This is a genomic window from bacterium (assembly GCA_026398675.1).
Lineage (GTDB): Bacteria > RBG-13-66-14 > RBG-13-66-14 > RBG-13-66-14 > RBG-13-66-14 > RBG-13-66-14.
The window spans coordinates 1-17,738 of record JAPLSK010000150.1 but is presented as its reverse complement, the minus strand read 5'-3'; the positions used below and the strand labels follow the sequence as shown (position 1 = coordinate 17,738).

General features: G+C 60.7%; 12 protein-coding genes. 2 read left to right on the top strand and 10 right to left on the bottom strand.

Annotated features, from left to right (window positions below; all coding sequences use genetic code 11):
• Positions 1 to 11 precede the first annotated feature (11 nt).
• The 10 genes from NTW26_04035 to NTW26_03990 all read right to left on the bottom strand — a co-directional run bounded on the left by NTW26_04035 (position 12) and on the right by NTW26_03990 (position 13,984).
• Positions 12 to 866 (bottom strand): SDR family oxidoreductase, encoded by an 855-nt coding sequence (locus NTW26_04035; GenBank protein ID MCX7021442.1) that lies wholly within the window; start codon positions 864 to 866, stop codon positions 12 to 14.
• Positions 867 to 935: 69 nt separating this feature from the next.
• The gene (locus NTW26_04030) at positions 936 to 1,544 is read right to left on the bottom strand and encodes a hypothetical protein (GenBank protein ID MCX7021441.1); all 609 of its coding nucleotides are present in this window, start codon (positions 1,542 to 1,544) and stop codon (positions 936 to 938) included.
• A 49-nt stretch (positions 1,545 to 1,593) separates the two neighbouring features.
• Positions 1,594 to 1,812 carry a hypothetical protein gene (locus NTW26_04025; protein ID MCX7021440.1) on the bottom strand — a complete coding sequence of 73 codons (219 nt, stop codon included), beginning with the start codon at positions 1,810 to 1,812 and terminating at the stop codon, positions 1,594 to 1,596.
• 2 nt (positions 1,813 to 1,814) lie between these two features.
• Positions 1,815 to 2,222, bottom strand: coding sequence for a hypothetical protein (locus NTW26_04020; protein MCX7021439.1), 408 nt, complete (start codon positions 2,220 to 2,222; stop codon positions 1,815 to 1,817).
• A 12-nt stretch (positions 2,223 to 2,234) separates the two neighbouring features.
• Entirely contained in the window at positions 2,235 to 2,669 is a 435-nt protein-coding gene (locus tag NTW26_04015) for a hypothetical protein (GenBank protein MCX7021438.1), read from the bottom strand.
• Between the two features lie 361 nt (positions 2,670 to 3,030).
• Positions 3,031 to 4,383 carry a sigma-54 dependent transcriptional regulator gene (locus NTW26_04010; GenBank protein ID MCX7021437.1) on the bottom strand — a complete coding sequence of 451 codons (1,353 nt, stop codon included), beginning with the start codon at positions 4,381 to 4,383 and terminating at the stop codon, positions 3,031 to 3,033.
• A 143-nt stretch (positions 4,384 to 4,526) separates the two neighbouring features.
• Positions 4,527 to 7,682, bottom strand: coding sequence for a PAS domain S-box protein (locus tag NTW26_04005; GenBank protein MCX7021436.1), 3,156 nt, complete (start codon positions 7,680 to 7,682; stop codon positions 4,527 to 4,529).
• A gap of 31 nt (positions 7,683 to 7,713) precedes the next feature.
• Positions 7,714 to 10,152 (bottom strand): PAS domain S-box protein, encoded by a 2,439-nt coding sequence (locus tag NTW26_04000; GenBank protein ID MCX7021435.1) that lies wholly within the window; start codon positions 10,150 to 10,152, stop codon positions 7,714 to 7,716.
• On the bottom strand, positions 10,142 to 11,824 hold the full coding sequence (locus tag NTW26_03995; GenBank protein MCX7021434.1) for a PAS domain S-box protein: 1,683 nt from the start codon (positions 11,822 to 11,824) through the stop codon (positions 10,142 to 10,144). Before NTW26_03995 ends, NTW26_04000 begins: the two co-directional genes overlap by 11 nt.
• Positions 11,825 to 11,827: 3 nt before the next feature.
• A complete protein-coding gene (locus NTW26_03990; protein MCX7021433.1) occupies positions 11,828 to 13,984 on the bottom strand; it encodes a PAS domain S-box protein in 2,157 nt (718 codons plus the stop codon).
• A gap of 977 nt (positions 13,985 to 14,961) precedes the next feature.
• Here NTW26_03990 and NTW26_03985 point away from each other — a divergent pair.
• Both NTW26_03985 and pyrB read left to right on the top strand, forming a co-directional pair.
• Positions 14,962 to 15,927 carry a response regulator gene (locus NTW26_03985; protein ID MCX7021432.1) on the top strand — a complete coding sequence of 322 codons (966 nt, stop codon included), beginning with the start codon at positions 14,962 to 14,964 and terminating at the stop codon, positions 15,925 to 15,927.
• 130 nt (positions 15,928 to 16,057) lie between these two features.
• The gene (pyrB, locus tag NTW26_03980) at positions 16,058 to 17,185 is read left to right on the top strand and encodes an aspartate carbamoyltransferase (GenBank protein MCX7021431.1); all 1,128 of its coding nucleotides are present in this window, start codon (positions 16,058 to 16,060) and stop codon (positions 17,183 to 17,185) included.
• Positions 17,186 to 17,738 lie beyond the last annotated feature (553 nt).

Sequence of the window (17,738 nt, the reverse complement as noted above, 5' to 3'; positions counted from 1 at the left end):
CCTCCTTTTCATCACACTTTCGGGTAATCCCGCAGGATAAAGTGCGCGATGAGCCAGTCGCGGAGGCGGACGGGGAGCTTTTCCACGAACGGTCCGCTGCGGAGGGTGGAGCCGACGAGATAACGGGGCCTGGGCCTTCGGCTCTCGAGGGCGCGGATGACCGTTTCGGCCACCTTTTCGGGCTTGATGGCCCGGGCCACGGTCTGGGCTGTGAACGCCAGGGCCCGCTCGATCATCGGGCCGTACAGCGGAAAAATTTCAGTTTTCGCCCCGATGTCCCCCCGTCGGACTTTTTCCCAGATGGGCGTGGCGATGGGCCCCGGGTCAACGAGAATCACAAAAATTCCCCAGGGACGCAGCTCCAGCCGCAGCGAGTCGTTCAGGGCCCGGAGGGCGAACTTCGACGCGCAGTAGGGGCCGACGAGCGGCATGGCGCTCCAGCCGGATACGGAGCCGATGTTGACCACCCTGCCCCGCGCTTTCCGCAGAAGCGGCAGGAGGGCCTGCGTCACGGCGAGCTGGCCGAACAGGTTCACCTCGAACTGGCGGCGCAGGTCTTCCAGTGGCAGGAACTCCAGCGGGCCGGAGACGTTGACCCCGGCGTTGTTGACCAGGCCGAAAAGCCCCGCTTCGCCCGAATCGGCCGCAATCATACGGGCGGCCTCGGCGATCTGGTCGGGCCGGGTCACGTCGAGCATCACCGGCGTCAGCCGCACCTCCGTGGCGAGAAGGCTCTCGGCATCCTCCGGCCGCCTGACCCCGGCGTAAACGCGGTACCCCCGGCGCGCCAGCTCCAGGGCCACGGCCCGGCCGATGCCCGTCGAAGTCCCGGTGACCAGGACCGATGCGTCCCGCATCTGTGTCATTCGCTCGTCCTCAGCTATTCTTCTGGGAGATTATACTAAAAAGAAGGGCCGCCCGAGGGCGGCCTTCCTTTAGAAGGTGGCTTTTATTTCCCCCCAGCTCACGGCCTCCACGTACTCGCCCGACCGGACGCCCAGGATGGTGAAGAACGTGGAGAGGTTGTACTCATCGCCGTTGAAGTGCGCGTTTCCACCGGACTCGCACAACCAGACACCGTAGTAAAATCCCGTCCAGTACAGCTCCAGCCAAAACGTCGCACCGGCCTCGATGAAGACGTAGTCCCCTTCGTCCAGGAGCAATTTTGTGTGGTACACGTCGAGGTCACCAAAGTCATCGCCGGTGTCGGTATCGGTTACGTCGGAGATGTCGGCAATCCATTTTCTGCCGCTCGGCTTGCCGTCGTAGTCGTAGAACATCGTGGCCGTAAAGGGCTGGGGGTGGTTGCCGTCATAGCAGAACCAGCATTCGAAGCCCTTTACCACACCGGATTCCTCGAGGGTGAAGTCGTCTTGAGTGTGATCACTGCCATTACTGAGAAGGCCATACACCAACAGCTCGTAGTCGTAGGGATTTTCCCAGAGGACATCGAGGTCGGGTGGCGGCGGGGCCGGAGTCGCCGATACGCCACCCAGAGCGGCGGCCGCGCAGGCGAGGGTCAACACAAGAACAAACGCACGCATCTCGCACCTCCCGGTCGGCGTGTATCAATCGTGAACGGCGATCTGGGCTCTAATTCGAGAACCCCGCCTTGATCTCCCCCCAGCTCGCGGTCTGGACGCCGGTGTCCAGGGGCGTGCCCAGGAGGCGGAAGAAGGCCGAGAAGTCGCATTGGTCCCACATGTAGTAGAGGTTTCCGGTGCTCCTGGTGCCCCAGTCGAAGTGCTCGGCCACCGAGTAGATTTCGAGCCAGAACGGCGTCCCGGCCTCAACGCCGATGTCGTTTATCAAGTTTAACCGGTAGTGGTACACGGGATGCCCCATGTAATCGTCGCCCGTATAGGTCTCTTCCACATCGTAGGAATAATTGGCGGCGTAGGTTTCACCGGGCATGCCGTAGTGGTCGTGGTTTCACCGGGCATGCCGTAGTGGTCGTAGCGCAGGTTCACGTAGAAGGGCTGGGGGTGGGGGTCGGGATCGCCAAGGTAGTAAAACGCCCAGCATTCGACGGCCTCGAGCACCGAGTCGGTCTCCAGGGTGAAGTCGTCCTGGGTGTTGTACGTGCCGTAGCTGGCAAAACCGCCGGCCAACGACGAGAAATCGTAGGGGTTCTCCCAGAGGACCTGCAGGTCGTCGTCGGCCAAGCCGAGCGTGGCCGAAAACGTAAGGGCGCAGAGTAAAAGGATTGTAGCCCTGGTCATGACGTTACCTCCTTATCTTAGGTCGAGATATACGGAATCCCAGGCCCAGTAATATTGCGGGCCGTTGGGATAAGCGTGGCCGTACTTCCAATTCGGCCGGGGAATGCCGTCCGCGTAGTTCTTCGGGCTGAATGACCAGTCCTCGTCCGCCAGCACCAACGACCAGCCGCCTCCCCATTCCACCCACTTGTACCCCTGGACCCAGGTGCGCATGAACGTCGGCGGGGTATCGTCGGGAAGAGACCACCAAGGGGCGGGGGGATCAAAGTAGGAGTGCCAGGGGTCGCCTTCGTAGGGGATAGGCCCCTCAGCCGTGAAGGCCCAGCGGTTGGCGTTCAGCCCGCTGAAGACCAGTGCGAAAGAAATATACGCATCGATCCCGGACTCGCGGAGCGACCACACGGGTTCGGTCGCGCCGAACCAGATCTGGAACAGGTCGGGATCCATCTGGGGGCTCCAGTCGCGCGGGGCGTCAATGATTCCCTCAATCCGCCAGAAACCGTAAGTAAGGGGTTTTTCATCACCCTCTACTCGTGGTTCCCCGTTCTGTAACGGTGAATATTCTGATGGAGAGAGGGAGTCTTCACAGGAAATCAGCCCGAACGCCACGAAAACGAAGAGAAGAGAAGAGAAGAGAAGAACTTGGGTTTGTCCATTTTATCCTCCCTTTTTTAGACCTTCCCCAAGGCTAATTTAATCTAGCACGAAAAATTAAGGTCGTCAAGGGCCACCGAAATATAAAACACCGGAGCAGGGGTATAAAAAAGGCCACCCGAGGGCGGCCTTCCCGTATCGGCTTTTTCCACGCCTATGGGCTGTCGGAGCCGTCGTAGTCGCTCAGGCGGCGCCGGAGCGTGGAGAGGGATATCCCCAGCATCTTCGCCGCCTTGGTCTTGTTGTCCCCGCTGAGAGCCAGGGCGCGCTCGATGTGCTCCCGCTCCACCAGTTCCAGGGGACGGATGGGTTTTTCGGCGCTTACCAACGCGCCGGCTACATTCGCGGCGCTGATTTCAATAAGCGCAGCGGGGTCCGGTTCTCCGCCGCCGGCGAGAATCAACGCCCTCTCCAGCACGTTGCGCAGCTCGCGCACGTTGCCCGGCCAGTGGTAAGCCTCCAGGACCTGCAACTGTTCCGGGGGCAGCTCGGTGAAAGCGCCGCCCGTCAAACGGTGTAAAAGGTTGCGGCAGAGCGGGCGGATGTCCTGGGAGCGTTCGCGCAGCGGAGGCACGTGGATGGTTATCACCGCCAGGCGGTAGTAGAGGTCCTCCCGGAATCGGCTCTGCTTTATCTCCTCGACCAGGTTGCGGTTCGTCGTCGCGATGACCCGCACGTTCAGCGGTACTTCGACGGAGCCGCCCAGCCGGCGGATTTTTCTCTCCTCCAGCACGGTCAGGAGCTTGCTCTGCAGGCGGAACGGCATCTCGGCAATCTCGTCCAGGAGCAGGCTGCCCCCCGTGGCGAGCTCGAAGACGCCCTTGCGGCGGTTGGACGCGCCTGTAAAGGCGCCCTTCTCGTGGCCGAAGAGCTCACTCTCGATGAGGGTTTCGGGAATCGCCGAGCAGTTGAGCGTGAGCAGTTCCTCGCCGCGGTCGCTCAAGCGGTGGATGGCCCGCGCCACCACGCCCTTCCCCACCCCGGTCTCGCCGGTGATTAGAAGGGTGGAGTCGCTCTGGGCGGCCAGGGAGATTAGACGGTCAATGCGCCGCAGGGCGGGTGAGTTGCCCGTAAGCTGGTCGTTGGCCGGGGAGTGGGAGAGCTGGAAGTTGCGTATCTGCTGCTGCCGTTCCAGATCGATGAGCTGGAAGGCCTTCGCCACGCTGAGGTAGAACTCCTCCATCTCCAGCGGCTTGGTCAGGTAGTCGTAGGCCCCGGTTTTCACCGCCTCGACGGCGTCGGAGATGGAGCCGTACGCCGTGATGAAGATGATCTTCACCCCGGGGTCGGTCTGACTGAACTGGCGGGAAAGCTCGAGCCCGTTCGTGTCGGGTAGAATCTGGTCCAGGAGAACGACGTCGGGATGCCAGGTGTTGAAGAGCTCTACCCCCTCGCTACCCGTGTTTGCGAAACGGGCGTCGTAGCCCTCTTGCAGAAGACCGTCGCAGGCCGTTTCGCAGAAACCGGAGTCGTCGTCCACGAGAAGAACTTTGGGGCGCAGCTTCATCGTACCACCTCAAACTCGGTCCACCGGGACCGGTGTTGGATCGCTCATTTGAGAGGAGGCAAGGGGTTTCGCCGGGGGCGTAGCTCGGTTCGCCGGGGGCGTAGCTCGGTTCGCTCGGTTAACCCCCTTGTTTCTCCTTGTCTTTAGACGGGGAGCTTCGTTGCCCTCTCATCCGAGTAGAGGGGGAGCCACAGTTCCACGGTCGTGCCCTGGTTGGGTTCGCTCTGTATCTTCGCCTCGCCGCCCATCTGCATCATCCTCTTCTGGACGATGGCCATCCCCAGGCCCGACCCCTCCGGTTTGGTGGTGAAAAGCGGGGTGAAGACCTTCGTCAGCTCGTCTTGGGGGATCCCGCGTCCGTTGTCGGTCACGGTGATGACGGCCCAGTCGTTCCCCTTGGGGCGTGCTAAAAGCGGCCGACACTCGATGGTGACGAGGGGGTCCTTCGAGTCGTGGGTGGCGGCGATGGCGTTGTCCACGACGTTCAAGAGAACCTGGATCAGGGCGTCCTTGTCCACGTTGATCCGGATGTCGGAGAAGGACATGTCCACCTCGCAATCCACGTTGGATTGCCGCGCCAGATCCACGAACAGGCCTGATTTCTCCTGGAGGAACCGGTCCAGGTAGATGGGGTTCAGCTCAATCTTGTCGAACTTCTGGTACTCCTTCAGCACGCCGAGCAGCCGTTCGGCCACCTTGAAGGTGTCCAGGCAGCGGATGAAATAGGTCTCCCTCTTCTCGGGGTCGAAGTTCAGGTAGTTCTTCCACAGAACGGAAAGGGTGGTTTTCAGCGTGTTGAGGGCGTTTCCCATTTCGTGGCGGATGGAGCTGAAAATGTGCTCGGCCTGGTTGATCATGGCCTGACGCCGGAGGGCCTCGTCGGCGCGCTTCTGTTCCGTGATGTCGCGACCTACGAAGACCGTCCCCAGGAGCCGGTCGGAGGGGTCGTAAAGCGGCGTGAACGTGAGGGAGAAATCCCCTTCGAGGTGCGCCAGATGGAGCTCCCGGGAATCGCTCTCGCCAGTGCTCCAACTCTGCGGCATCCGGTACTCCACAGGCGGGTCCGTAGTTCCGTAGAACAGCCCGTAGAAGGGTTTTCCGATAAGGTCCTTCACGTTTTTAGAAAGCCGCGCGGCCATGGATTTGTTGGCCCGGATGACACATCCGTTCGTGTCCACGAAGGCTATCATGTCGGGCACGGCGTCGAAGGTGCGCTCCCACTCCTGCTTGGCGGAGATAATCGTCTCCTCCATGCGTTTGCGTTCGGTGACGTCGCGGATGATGCTCGTGTTGAACTGCCTCGAGCCTTGCTTCCAGCCCTCGACGGTGATTTCGACGGAAAACTCGTGCCCGTCTTTGTGCGTGGCCGACACCGGCCGGTGTTGGTCCGAAAGGGAGAGGGCCTTCGCATTTTTCAGCCCCTGGATGTCTTCCTTGAACCCGTTCTGGAAACGGCTCGGGATGATGTGGGTCAAGGGCCGGCCGACTATCTCGTCCTCGGTGTAACCGAACATCTTCTCGGCGGCTCGGTTCCAGAAGGAGATGAGACCTTCATCGTCTATGGTTACGATGGCGTCCCGGGCGGTCTCGACCACGGAGCGGTGACGCTCCTCGGAATTCTTGAGCGCCTCCTCGGCCTGTATCTTCTCCGTGACGTCCTGGTAAGCGCTGACTATCTCACCGGAGGGCAGTTTGTAGATGTAGCTCTCCCGCCAACCGGAGATGCGGTCGTCCTTGTAGAGCCAGGCGGGCAGGTATTCGGACCCTCCCTTCCGCCAGACCTTCCTGAAGACCTCGAGTATTGCCGTCTCTTTCAACCCGGGATACACGTCGTTGATCCTGGCCCCGATGACCTGCTCCCTATCGAGCCGGTTTATCTTTTCGGCCGCCCGGTTGAAGTCCTTGAAAATGAAATCCTTCCCGTCCTCGACCGCTTCCAGGATGGAGACGCCGATGTTCATGTAGTGGAAGAGCTGGCGGTAGCGTTTTTCGCTCTCGTGTTGCGCCTCTTCCGCCCGCCGGCGCATGAGGGCCACGGCGGCCTGGTTGATGAACGCCTCCACCATGTCCCGGTTGGTTATCCGGTGCCCCTTCTTCATCACGATGACCACGGAGCCGAGGAGCGCGTTCTGCTTGAGGATTCCCATGAGGTAGGTTTGGCCGGCCCCCATGAGCTTCCGGATGGCTTCGGCGTCGTTCTTCGAAATCGCCCCGTTCGAGTGCCGGTCGTAGTCGGCCGAGATTTGGCGCAGGCGGCCCTTTTTCATCACTTCGCCGATTTCGTCGGTGAAGGGAATCTCCCACCCGATGGGGTCCCGCCCCAGCACCTTCAGGATGCCGCCCAGGCCTTTTCCAAGCCCGGCGACAGCCTGGAGGGTGAAAACGCCATCTTTTAAATCGAGGGAGGTAACGGCGACGACCACAGAGCCCGGCGCTATCTCCTGCACCTTCTCGGCCACGTAGTCGTGGAGGTTTTCCTCCGGCGGCTGGGCCACGAATTCCATCGCCGTCTTCGAGAGAAAAGCGAGGTCGCGGAGATACTCCTTCTCGAGTTCTTCGGCGCGTTTGACCGCCGTGATATCCCGCATCGTGCCGTCGTGGTAGAGGATTCTCCCCGTGTCGTCCTGGACGGCCCGGACGTTGAGGGAGGCCCAGAACCTCTCCCCCCCCTTGTGCAGGAGCTCGGCCTCGAAGTTGGTAACCACCCCACTGAGACGAAGCCCCATTTTCAGCGACCGTTTGTACCCCTGATTTGCGTACAGGTCGTTTACCCGCTTTTCCATGATCTCGTCCGCGGAAGCATACCCGAACATCTGCACCATGGAAGGGTTCACGAAGACGAGACTCCCATCGGGCGTCGCCCTGAAGATGCCGATGGGCAGATTTTCCTGAAGCGTGCGGTAACGCTCCTCAGAGACCTTCAGTTTCTTTTCCAGCTCGTGCTTGTAGAGCGCCGTTTCGATGGTCGTGTGCAGTCCGCGCTGCTCGAAGGGCTTGATGATGTAGCCGAAGGGGCCGGTTATCTTCGCCCTTTCCAGCGTCGTCTCATCGGCGTAAGCCGTCAGGTAGACGATCGGGATGTCCAGCTCGCGGTTTATCCTCTCCGCCGCCTGGATGCCGTCCATCTCCCCTTTCAGCATGATGTCCATGAGAACCAGATCGGGGATGGTGTCGAGGGCGCTCCGGACCGCCTCTTTGCCGGTGGACGCCAGGCCGACGACCGTGTACCCGAGGTTGTTCAACCGGTTCTCGATGTCCCGGGCGACGATAATCTCGTCTTCGACGACCAGCACTTTCACTTTTTCCCCTTTGGGTTCGGTTTCCCCCCTCTCAACCGTTTAGATGAGCCGCCCGAGTGGATGGGCTTGCATGGGAAAAGGTGATGGTGAATGCCGTGGGGTCCTTTCGGTGCAACTCCAATTCCCCCTGTAACTGCTCCACCATCATTTTCACCAACTGCAGCCCCAGAGACTTGGTCTTGCCGAGGTCGGTCCCTTCGGGTATGCCGATGCCCGAGTCCGCGATGCGCAATCTGAGGCGGCCGTCGCCGACCTTTTTTACGCTGATGCTGACCCGACCCTTCCCGTCGGGGAAGGCGTGCTCGATGGAGTTCGCCACCAGCTCGTTGACGCAGAGCCCCAGCGGGATGGCGGTGTCGATGCCGAGGTCTACGTCGTCAATGTCCAGCTCGAAGTCAAGGTTACCCAGATTGGTCGAGTAGGAGCTGAAGATGGAGCTCACGATGTCCGCCAGGTAAACCGGCAGATAGATGCTCCCCGTGTCTTGTGACTGGTAAAGCATCTCGTGGATATGGGCCATTATCTTTATCCGGTTCTGACTCTCACGGAACGCCGCGATGGCGTCCGACTCCGTCAGATCTTCCGAACCGAGGTACAGGAGGCTGGAGATAATCTGGAGGTTGTTCGTCACCCGGTGGTGAATCTCCCTTATAAGGACTTCCTTCTCCGCGATTACCTCCCTGAGCCGCTCCTCGTTCCTCTTTGTTTCGGTGATGTCTGTGCAGTTGCCGAAGGTGACGTTGCGCCCCTCGAAGACGATCGGGTGAGCCTGGAACTCCAGGATGGCGATCTCGCCGTCCTTGCGCAGGAGATGCATGTAGTAATGGTGGACGTTCTCGTCTTTCTGTTGGCGGATTTCCTCCCGGATATTATCGGTCTTCCGCTCGTCTGGTATCTCCATCCGCTGGGTGTCCATGGCGAGAAGCTCGGCTTTGGAATAGCCCGTTATGCGCTCCATGGCCGGGTTCACGAACAGGAGCCGGCCGTTGTCGTAGATGTAGACGCCGATCTGGGCCTCTTCGGTAAAGGTCCTGTACCGTTCCTCGGACACCTGCAACGCCATTTCGGCCCGTTTCTGTTCGGAGATGTCGCGGGACACCCCGACGATGGCGGTGGCTTTCCCCGTCTCGTCGAAAACGACCTGACGCGCGTCGGACAGCCAGCGATACTCACCGTCCCGGTGGCGCAGACGGTACTCGATGACCGGGTTCTCCAGGGCTCCGCGCCCGTTGTCCCGCAGCTTCTCGGCGTCTGCCAACAGCATCGCCATGTCGTCGGGGTGAATCCTCTTCGCCACCTCGCCGGTTTTCGCCATCTCGATGAACTCTTCGGCGGTGTAACCGAGGACTTTCTCTATGGCCGGGCTCAGGTAGACGTAGCTCTCATCCTCCAGGTTGACCCGATAAAAAAGATCGAGGGTGTTCTCCACCAGGAAGCGGTATCTATTCTCCGATTCTACGAGCTCCTCCTCGGTCTTTTTGCTTTCCGAGATGTCGCGGGACACCCACACGATGGCGGTGGCTTTCCCCGTTTCGTTGAAAACGACTCGACGCGCATCGGACAGCCAGCGATATTTGCCGTCTTTGTGGCGCAGGCGGTACTCGATGACCGGGTTCTCCAGCGCCCCGCGCTCGTTTTCCCACAGCTTCTCGGCATCCGCCTTGAGCATCGCCATGTCGTCGGGGTGAATCCGCTTCGCCAGCTCGCCGGTTTTCGCCATCTCGATGTACTCTTCGGTGGTGTAGCCGAGGATTTTCTCTAACGCCGGACTTAGGTAGGCGTAGCTCTCATCCTCGAGGTTGATGCGGTAAAACAGGTCGTAGGTGTTCTCCACCAGGAAGCGGTATCTCTTCTCCGATTCGCAAAGGTCCTCCTCGGCCCTCTTCCTTTCGGAGATGTCGCGGTAGTAAACCATTTCCGCGGGCCGGCCCTCGTAGTTGATCACCTCCACGCTGACCTCGACGGGGACCGGTTCGCCGTCTTTCACCTTCAGGACGGTCTCGTAGATGTGGGGGACTTCCCCGCCGGCCATCCTTTTTTTGTACATCTCGAGCAGCCGGGGTCGTTCGGACTCCAGGATGTACTTCGTCGCCCGGGTCCCGATCATCTCCTCCGCGGTGCGCCGGAGCATCTTCGCCAGGCTCGGGTTGACGTACTTGAGCCGTAAATCGGCAATGATGGCGACGCCGTCTTTCGAGTTCAGGGCGATGGTGCGGTAAATTTCTTCCGATTCCAGGGGGCCCGTCCGCGTCTTTCCCCCGCGCTTTAAAAATCTCGAGAGGCTGAAGAGAAGAATGGAGAAGCAGAGCCACACGGTAAGCCGGTGGAACAACTCGAAGCCGGAAACGTCGAGGAACAGAGCGTCCGCGAACGGTTTCGCGAGGAATAGCGAATCGGCGAGGGCGTCCAGGGTCCAGACGGCGAGCCCGAGGAGCGCGACGAGGAGGATGATGTTGGGTCTACGCTTCATGGGTCGCCTGGGGCGTTTTTTCCGAGAAGGTTATCCTGAACTCTATGCCCTTTCTTCCCTTCGGTTGCGTACCCCGGTCCATCTCGATAACGCCGTCTATCTGCTGGGTGAGCATGTTTACCAATTGTAACCCCAGGGTTTTCGTGTTTTCCAAGTCAAAATCGTCCGGGATGCCCACCCCGTCATCGGCCACCAAAAGCGTGTAGTCGTCGTTCCCCGCGGCCTTCAATCCGATTGAAATGATGCCCTTGCGATCGTCGGGGAAGGCGTGCTCCAGTGAGTTGGAGACGAGCTCGTTGATGATGAGGGCCAGTGGGATGGCCGTGCTGATGTCCAGGTACAGGGGAGAGAGGTCGAGCTGCGGGGTGACGAACCGCGAGTCGTCGGAGTAGGTGAGGAGGAGGGAGTCGAGCAGGCTGCTGATGTAACCGGGGAAGTCGACCCGCGAGAGCTCTTTCGACTGATAGAGCTTCTCGTGGATGAGCGCCATGGACTTGATCCGGTTCTGGCTGGTCGAGATGATGTCTAACACATTCTCGTCCTGCGTCTTTCCGGCTTCCAGGTTCAACAGGCTCGAGATTATCTGCAGGTTGTTCTTCACCCGGTGGTGGATTTCCTTCAGCATGACCTCCTTTTCCCGGAGGGCTTTCTTTATCTCCTCCACGGACTTGTTGCGCTCGGTGATGTCTATCCCGGTGACGACGACGCTCACCGGCCGGTCGCCATCGGTGAGGACCACGTTCCCCCGGGAGAAGAGGATGGTGCGGACGGAGCCGTCCTTGGCGATGATGCCGACGTCTATCTCGGGCGTGTCCTCGCCCCGGTAAGATTTTTCCAGGAGACCGGTGATGAGCTCCCGGTCCTTCTCGACCACGAACTCCATGGCATTTCTCCCCTGGACCTCCTGGCGAGAGTAGCCGAACTCCTTCAGGACGGAGATGTTGGAGTCCAGGTGTGTGCCGTCCACGCCGATGATAAGGTTGAGGGTGGTGCTGCCCTCGAAGAGGAAGCGGTACTGCTCCTCGGAGAGCCGCAGTGCCTCCCCGACCTTCACCCGCTCGGTCACATCGCGGGATGTGACGATCAGGCGGCCTTCGGGAGCCTTCGGGTCGCCCCTGGCGGCGATGGAGAGCTCGAACCAATGGGGGCCGTCGGGCATATTCAGCACGTAAACCGCCCCGTGGTGGCTCCTTTTTTCCACGGCCTGGGCGAGGGCGTCCATGATGATCCGGGCCGCCTCCGGGGGGATCACCTGGTCCACGGTTTTCCCGAGGAAATTCTCCGGGGCGGCGTAGAGCGTTGAAGCGTCGGGGGTGCGGAAGTCGTAGATTTTACCCCAATGGTCCACCTCGAAGAGGAGGTCGGGCAGGGAGTTCAGGGTCGCCGTCAGCTTGGCTTCGCTCTCGCGGAGGGCATTCTCGGCCTCCTTGCGTTGCGTGATGTCGTGCAGGAACACCAAGTCCGCCGGTCTGCCCCCGTACATGATCATCCCGGCGTTGATCTCCACCATCACCCGGCGGCCCTCTTTGTGCAGCATCACCGTTTCGTAGACGGGCGGCGGGTCTTCGCCCCCCATCCTGCTCCTGTAACTGACGGAAACCTTTTTTCTTTCCCCGTCCTCGAGGTAGTCCAAAAACGGGGTGTCCAACATCTCCTCATTAATGTATCCCAAGAGCTAGGCCATCCGCGGATTCACGTACTTCAATCGCTCGTCCTGAACGATGATGATGCCGTCGTTCGCCCGCTCCACCAGGTTGCGGTACTTTTCCTCGCTCTCCTTCAGCGCCGTTTCGGCCTGCCTGCGCTCGGTGATGTCTCGCTGCACTGAAATCGAGTGGACGGGCTCCCCATCTAGACCGAGGACCGCGGTGGCGCTCAACAAAACGTACCTTTTATCGCCGCCCTTAGTCTGGATGATCATTTCCTCATTCTGGGGTGTACCCATCTCTTTCCACTGGGTGAGGAGCCGCTCCATCTTATCGTGCGATTCCGGGGCGTAGATGCGTCTCAAAGGCGCGCCGACCAGCTCCTTCTTCTCGTAGCCCAGCGTCGAGAGCGCGGCTCGGTTGACGTCCAGGATAATCCCTTCCGGCGATACCATGTAACAGTACTCCGGCTCGTTCTCGAAGAAATTGCGGAACTTCTCCTCGCTCTCCTTGAGCGCCGTTTCGGCCAGCCGCCGCTCGGTGATGTCCTCGCCGGAGCTCAAGGTGCCGGTCTCGTTCCCGGCGTCATCGGTGAAGACGGTGTTGTTCCAGGCAATGAGCCGCATCTTCTCGTCGCGGGTCAGGATGTAGCTTTCCACGTACCTGAGCGGGTCCACCTCGCCGGCCATTAGTCGGTTAAACGTGTATTCCACCCGCTCCCGTGTCCAGTCGGGGATGAAGTTATCCTTCCAATTTTTCCCCAGAATTTCCCCCTCGGGGCGGCCCAGGACCTCGCACCCCTTCTGATTGATGAGCGTCACACTCCCCTGGGCGTCGAGGGTCAGGATGATGACCCCGGCGATGTCCAGGTAGGTCTGCACCCGGTCCATTTCCTCCCGCAGAGCCTTCTCCACCAGCTTTTGCAGGGTGACGTCGTGTTCCATCTCCACGACGCCCTCCACCTTCCCCTCGGGATTTTGCAGGGGGAAGAGGGAAATTTCGACGGACACCTCCTCGCCGCGGGCGTTTAAGTGTACGTGCTCGAAGGTCTTCGGCTTCCCCGTTTTGAACACCTTCTCCAGGTGGCAGCCCTCCGGGCAGGGTTTATCCCGTCCGTGGGTCGTCTCGTGGCAGGTTTTCCCTAAAATCTTTTCCCGAGAGCCGCCGTAGGTGCGCGTGAAGCTGTCATTGATCTCCCGAATCCGATAATCGGGGCCGATGACACTCACGGCGTCGTGCATCCCGTTTAAAATGCGGTTCAGGAGGTCGCGGGAGGCCCGCAGCTCCTCCTCGGCCCGCCGCTCGGCGGTGACGTCGGAGATGATGACCAGGACGGAGGATATATCCCCCTTTTCGTCACGGACGGGATTGGCGGTTATCCGGCCAATAATTTTTCCGCCGTCTTTGTGGTTGAACTCGGCCTCGTAGGGCGGGACGTCAAGCCCCTTGATCCGCCTGCGGAACTGCTGGAGCACTTTCAAGAGCCCCGTTTTCGTCAGTATCGGCAAGCTGGACAACCTTTTGCCGATAATCTCATCCGGCTTGAAACCCAGCCACTCGTAAACCTTCGAGTTGGTGGTGATGACCCTCCCCGAATGGTCCAGGAGTGTAATGGACTCGGGCGAGAGCTCGAACATGGAGCGGAAGCGCGCCTCGCTGGCCCGGAGGCCATCCTCGGCCTGCCTGCGCTTGGAGATGTCCCGGGCGATTCCGAGGACCAAGTCTCTGCCGCCGGTTCGGATGGGGTAGGTACGTATCTCGATCGGGACCGGCTCGCCCGATTTCCGGCTGAACACGAATTCATCGGGACCGGTGCTGTTCCCCTTCTTGTTCTGCTGGTACAAGCGGACGGCCTTGGGGATCTGACCGACGGGGATCAGCTTCGCCTTGATGAAGAGGCGGTTCAGCGGTTTCACCAGCCGGTAGGGATTGGGGTTGTCGGGGTCTTTATTTCCCCCTTCATCGTTCAGGGTCAGGACGGTTACGCCCGGTATCACGACGGGACGGGAGTCGTTTTCGCCCGCGGCGTCGTAGAGGAGAACCTCCGCGGTCTGGCTTAAGGCGGATTCCAGGAGGGTGCCGTCCGCCGGGACGACGCCGGCGAACGTATGCCCGAGCTCCTCCAGGAGCGTCTTCAGCTCGACGATTAGTTTATCGTCGCCGGTTGCGAGGAGGACCCTTGACATGTTCGGGCTCCCTAATAAATGGGAAAACGTATCCCGTCCGTTAATAACATTAGGTAAGAACCCTCGTCCTCACCTGAATACGGGCGGCACACGCTCCTTTAAAGAGATGCTTTTTGTTTGTGGGGGCAAGGTGTTTAACCGAGCGAAGCGTAGGGGCGACCCTCCGTGGTCGCCCGCGGGCGGGGATGGAGCCCCGCCCCTACGGGCAAAACCCCTTGTCTCCTTCAACGAACGCTGTTGACCATGGCGGCTCTCCGATTCATCCCCTCCGCCGGCGAGGGCACTGGGGCATTACCGTGGATGATTGATTGTCAGAGCAGTATTTCGACCGCCCGGGAGACGAAGCGTTCCACGTTCGTCTTGACCAGCCGGATGGTCTCGGTGACCGTCCCGGCCGTATCCGCGTCACCGCGCTGGGTAAAGACTTCGTTTTTGTGGTTTCGGGCTTTCTTTCAGGGTCGGGTCGGCATGATTACCCGCAATGGAATTGGTAGACGGCACGCTTGATTACCGGAGGTAATTGGTCAGGGAGTCGCCGATAGTTGTCATTCCCGATTTTTTTAAGAATGCGGGGATTTCGGTTTCTCCCTGTCGAAGGTGCGGTGGAGGGGTGTCCTCCATTGCTCGCCGGTAATAAAAGCAACAAGCATGCCATTTTGATGCATATTAAGAATCCGCTCCTGGAGCTACTCTACGAAATTGGCCCCGATTACACCGGTATAAACGAGTCATAATGAAACGGTCAAAATGAATTGGTAAAATATGAATATTAAAATTATTTTATTTCTTGATTCGGTACGCGGTCGCCCTTCGTCATCACTGCGCCAAACTGCGACGACGCCTTACTTTGCTGGAGCACATTGACCTCGGATGGCGGACGTTCATCTTGGCGTATTTCGTAACCCACAAACAATCAACGTTATACGCCTTCCGAGCCCCTGGTCCGGCAATTGCTTTTCTCACCGGTGAGGGGAGCCATGAAAAAGGTTCTTTTAGTTGATGACGACGCCGCCTTCCTCGAATCACTGAAGGACGGCCTGGAGCAATACGCCGACGGAATCGGCTACCTCGTCGCAGCCGACGGCGAGGATGCCCTGCGCGTCCTGGAAAACGAGAAGGTCGTCACCCTGGTCACGGACCTGAAGATGCCCCGCCTGGACGGGTACGGGCTCATCACCCGCGTCCTCGAGCAAAACCCGGAAATCCCTTGCATCGTGATGACCGCCCACGGCAGCTCCGAGCTCGAGCGGACCTTCGACGCCTACTCCATCGAGTACGTCGAAAAGCCCATTGACCTGGACCAACTCCACCGGTTGATAATCAAGACGGTCCGGCACTGGGGCGAGCAGGGTCAGCTCCGGGGAGCGAACCTCCCCAGCTTCGTCCAGATGGTGGAGTTGGAGCGGAAAAGTTGCCGGGTGGAGGTCTGCCGGTCCTTCGGCGGCGATCGGGGCGTCCTGTGCTTCACCGAGGGTCGGCTGCTCGACGCGGAGCTCTGCCACCTGCCGCCCAAGGAGGCGGCGCTCGAAATCCTGGGCTGGCAGGAGGTCTACCTCCGGATCGGGACGCAGCGGAGCCGGTGCCGGCCGCGGATATCCACTCCCCTAATGGAGCTCATGATGGAGGCCGCCCGTCTGGCCGACGAGAAGAACCGGCACGAGCGTCCGGAGTCGGGGTTCGACGCCCTGGACGACTCACTCTGCGAGGCCGAGCCCAAAGGGCCCCCGGAGCCGCGCGGTGCGGGGCGGGAGGACGCCGACAGAGGAGAGGTTCCCCGGATCGTCCTGGAGGACGGTGCGATGCGGGGGCTGAACGAGCTGTTGGAGAAATTCGACGGGCTTTCCGGATCCGATAGTGTCGCTGTCTATTCCCCCGGAGGCGAGCTGCGGGGCTTTTTCGTGCCGGTTCCCCACCTGGCCCGGATGGTCCGGCGCCAGGAGTGACGCCGGCCGGCTTTTTCTCGAATGGATGGGGCTCGAAGCCCCGTTCTTTATTGATTCGGCCAGTCTTGACTTTGCAAAGGGGTTGCCGTACCATGACCCAAATTATGGACGCGCCGCCGTGGGAGGAGATATGCCGCGCCTTCGCCACTTTATAGACCTGGAAGAGTTCACCCCCGAGGAGATCCTCCAGCTGCTGGAGCTCGCCGGTGAGATGGAGGCCCGGGTCCGATACGAAAAGGCCACGCAGGGCGGCTCGCCCATCTCGCCCCTCCTGCCCTACCGCGTCATGGCCTCCCTCTTCTGGGAACCCTCCACCCGCACCCGGCTCTCCTTCGAGACGGCCATGATCCGCCTGGGGGGTTCGGTAGTGGGCTTCGCCGAGGCTTCCTCCAGCTCCGTGGCCAAGGGCGAGTCGCTGGCCGACACGATTCGGATGAGCGCCCACTACGCGGACTGCATCGCCATGCGCCACCCCAAGGACGGCGCGGCCTACCTGGCGGGAAAATTCTCCACCGTCCCGGTCTTGAACGGCGGCGACGGGGGGCACTTCCACCCCAGCCAGACCCTCTTGGACCTGTACACCATCTACAAGGAGTTCGGCACCCTTTCGGGTTTGAAGGTCGCCCTCTGCGGCGACCTCCTCTACGGCCGCACCACTCACTCCCTGGCTGTGGCCCTGGCCGCTTTCGGCTCGCAATGCGTGGCGATCAGCCCCGAGGAGTTGGAGTTGCCGCCGCACGTCCTCCACCACCTCTCGTCGCGCTACGGCGGGACCGTCGAGCAGCGCCGGGAACTGGCCGGCGGCCTGGACGACGTCCACGTTCTCTACATGACGCGCATCCAGCGGGAGCGCTTCGAGGATCCCGAGGTGTACGAGCGGGTGGCCCACGTGTACCGGCTGGACCGGCGGATTCTGGACGGGGCGCCGGCGGAGATGATAGTCATGCACCCCCTCCCCCGGCTCGACGAGATTGCCGTCGAGGTGGACACGGACCCCCGGGTGCGCTACTTCGAGCAGGCCTTCAACGGGGTGCCGGCCCGGATGGCCCTTCTCTTGGTGCTCATGGGCCACTCCCGCCTCTTCGGCAAAAGGGGCTCTAACTGGCGCATCCCGACGGTTTTCGAGGGCACATGCTCCAACCGGCGCTGCATTACCCACTTCGACGACAACGCCGCGCCCGAGTTCTACGAGTTTGAGCCGGGGAAGCTGGCCTGCCGTTACTGCGACCGGGTTCGTGACCAGCTCACCCTGTATTAAAAGTCCCTCGCCCCGCGTACCCCTCTTCCTGTGGAAGGACTGCAAGGCACGGGCCGGTGTTCTCCCTCTCCCTTTTAGGGAGAGGCTCGCCTACGGGTTGGGGTGAGTGTCGAGGCTGGGATCGCAGAAAACGCGGCGGGGATTTGCCAGGGGCATAGCTCGCTTCGCTCGGTTAAAATCCCCGCCCTACATATAGGGAGACCGTTGAGGCACGGGTCGGGGTGAGAAAGCGGCGGGGATAGGAATCCCCGCCCTACATTTCAGAGAGGGTCGGAGTGAGGGGCAAATTAACGGGAGGGTCAGGAGACCCTCCCCTACTATTAGATTTGAATAGCGCGTCACCCACGTAGGGGCCGACCTTTAGGTCGGCCCGCGGGCGGGTCTAAAGACCCGCCACTACGTCATCGCAACGGGTGGAGCCGCGGGCCGGGGTGAGGGTTGTTTCGACCCCCCTCTCCCCGTGGGAGAAGGCTTGCCTTACGGGGATGGGGGTGAGGGCTACCTTATAAAAAACGGCGGGGTTAGGAAACCCCGCCCTACGAACATTACAAAT

Bases quoted from the DNA above. Each gene is read 5' to 3' on its own strand.
- NTW26_04035 (MCX7021442.1), bottom strand. From the start codon at position 866: ATGACACAGATGCGGGACGCATCGGTCCTGGTCACCGGGACTTCGACG.
- NTW26_04000 (MCX7021435.1), bottom strand. From the start codon at position 10,152: ATGAAGCGTAGACCCAACATCATCCTCCTCGTCGCGCTCCTCGGGCTC.
- NTW26_04020 (MCX7021439.1), bottom strand. From the start codon at position 2,222: ATGACCAGGGCTACAATCCTTTTACTCTGCGCCCTTACGTTTTCGGCC.
- NTW26_03985 (MCX7021432.1), top strand. From the start codon at position 14,962: ATGAAAAAGGTTCTTTTAGTTGATGACGACGCCGCCTTCCTCGAATCA.
- NTW26_04010 (MCX7021437.1), bottom strand. From the start codon at position 4,383: ATGAAGCTGCGCCCCAAAGTTCTTCTCGTGGACGACGACTCCGGTTTC.
- NTW26_04030 (MCX7021441.1), bottom strand. From the start codon at position 1,544: ATGCGTGCGTTTGTTCTTGTGTTGACCCTCGCCTGCGCGGCCGCCGCT.
- pyrB (MCX7021431.1), top strand. From the start codon at position 16,058: ATGCCGCGCCTTCGCCACTTTATAGACCTGGAAGAGTTCACCCCCGAG.
- NTW26_04015 (MCX7021438.1), bottom strand. From the start codon at position 2,669: ATGGATCCCGACCTGTTCCAGATCTGGTTCGGCGCGACCGAACCCGTG.
- NTW26_03990 (MCX7021433.1), bottom strand. From the start codon at position 13,984: ATGTCAAGGGTCCTCCTCGCAACCGGCGACGATAAACTAATCGTCGAG.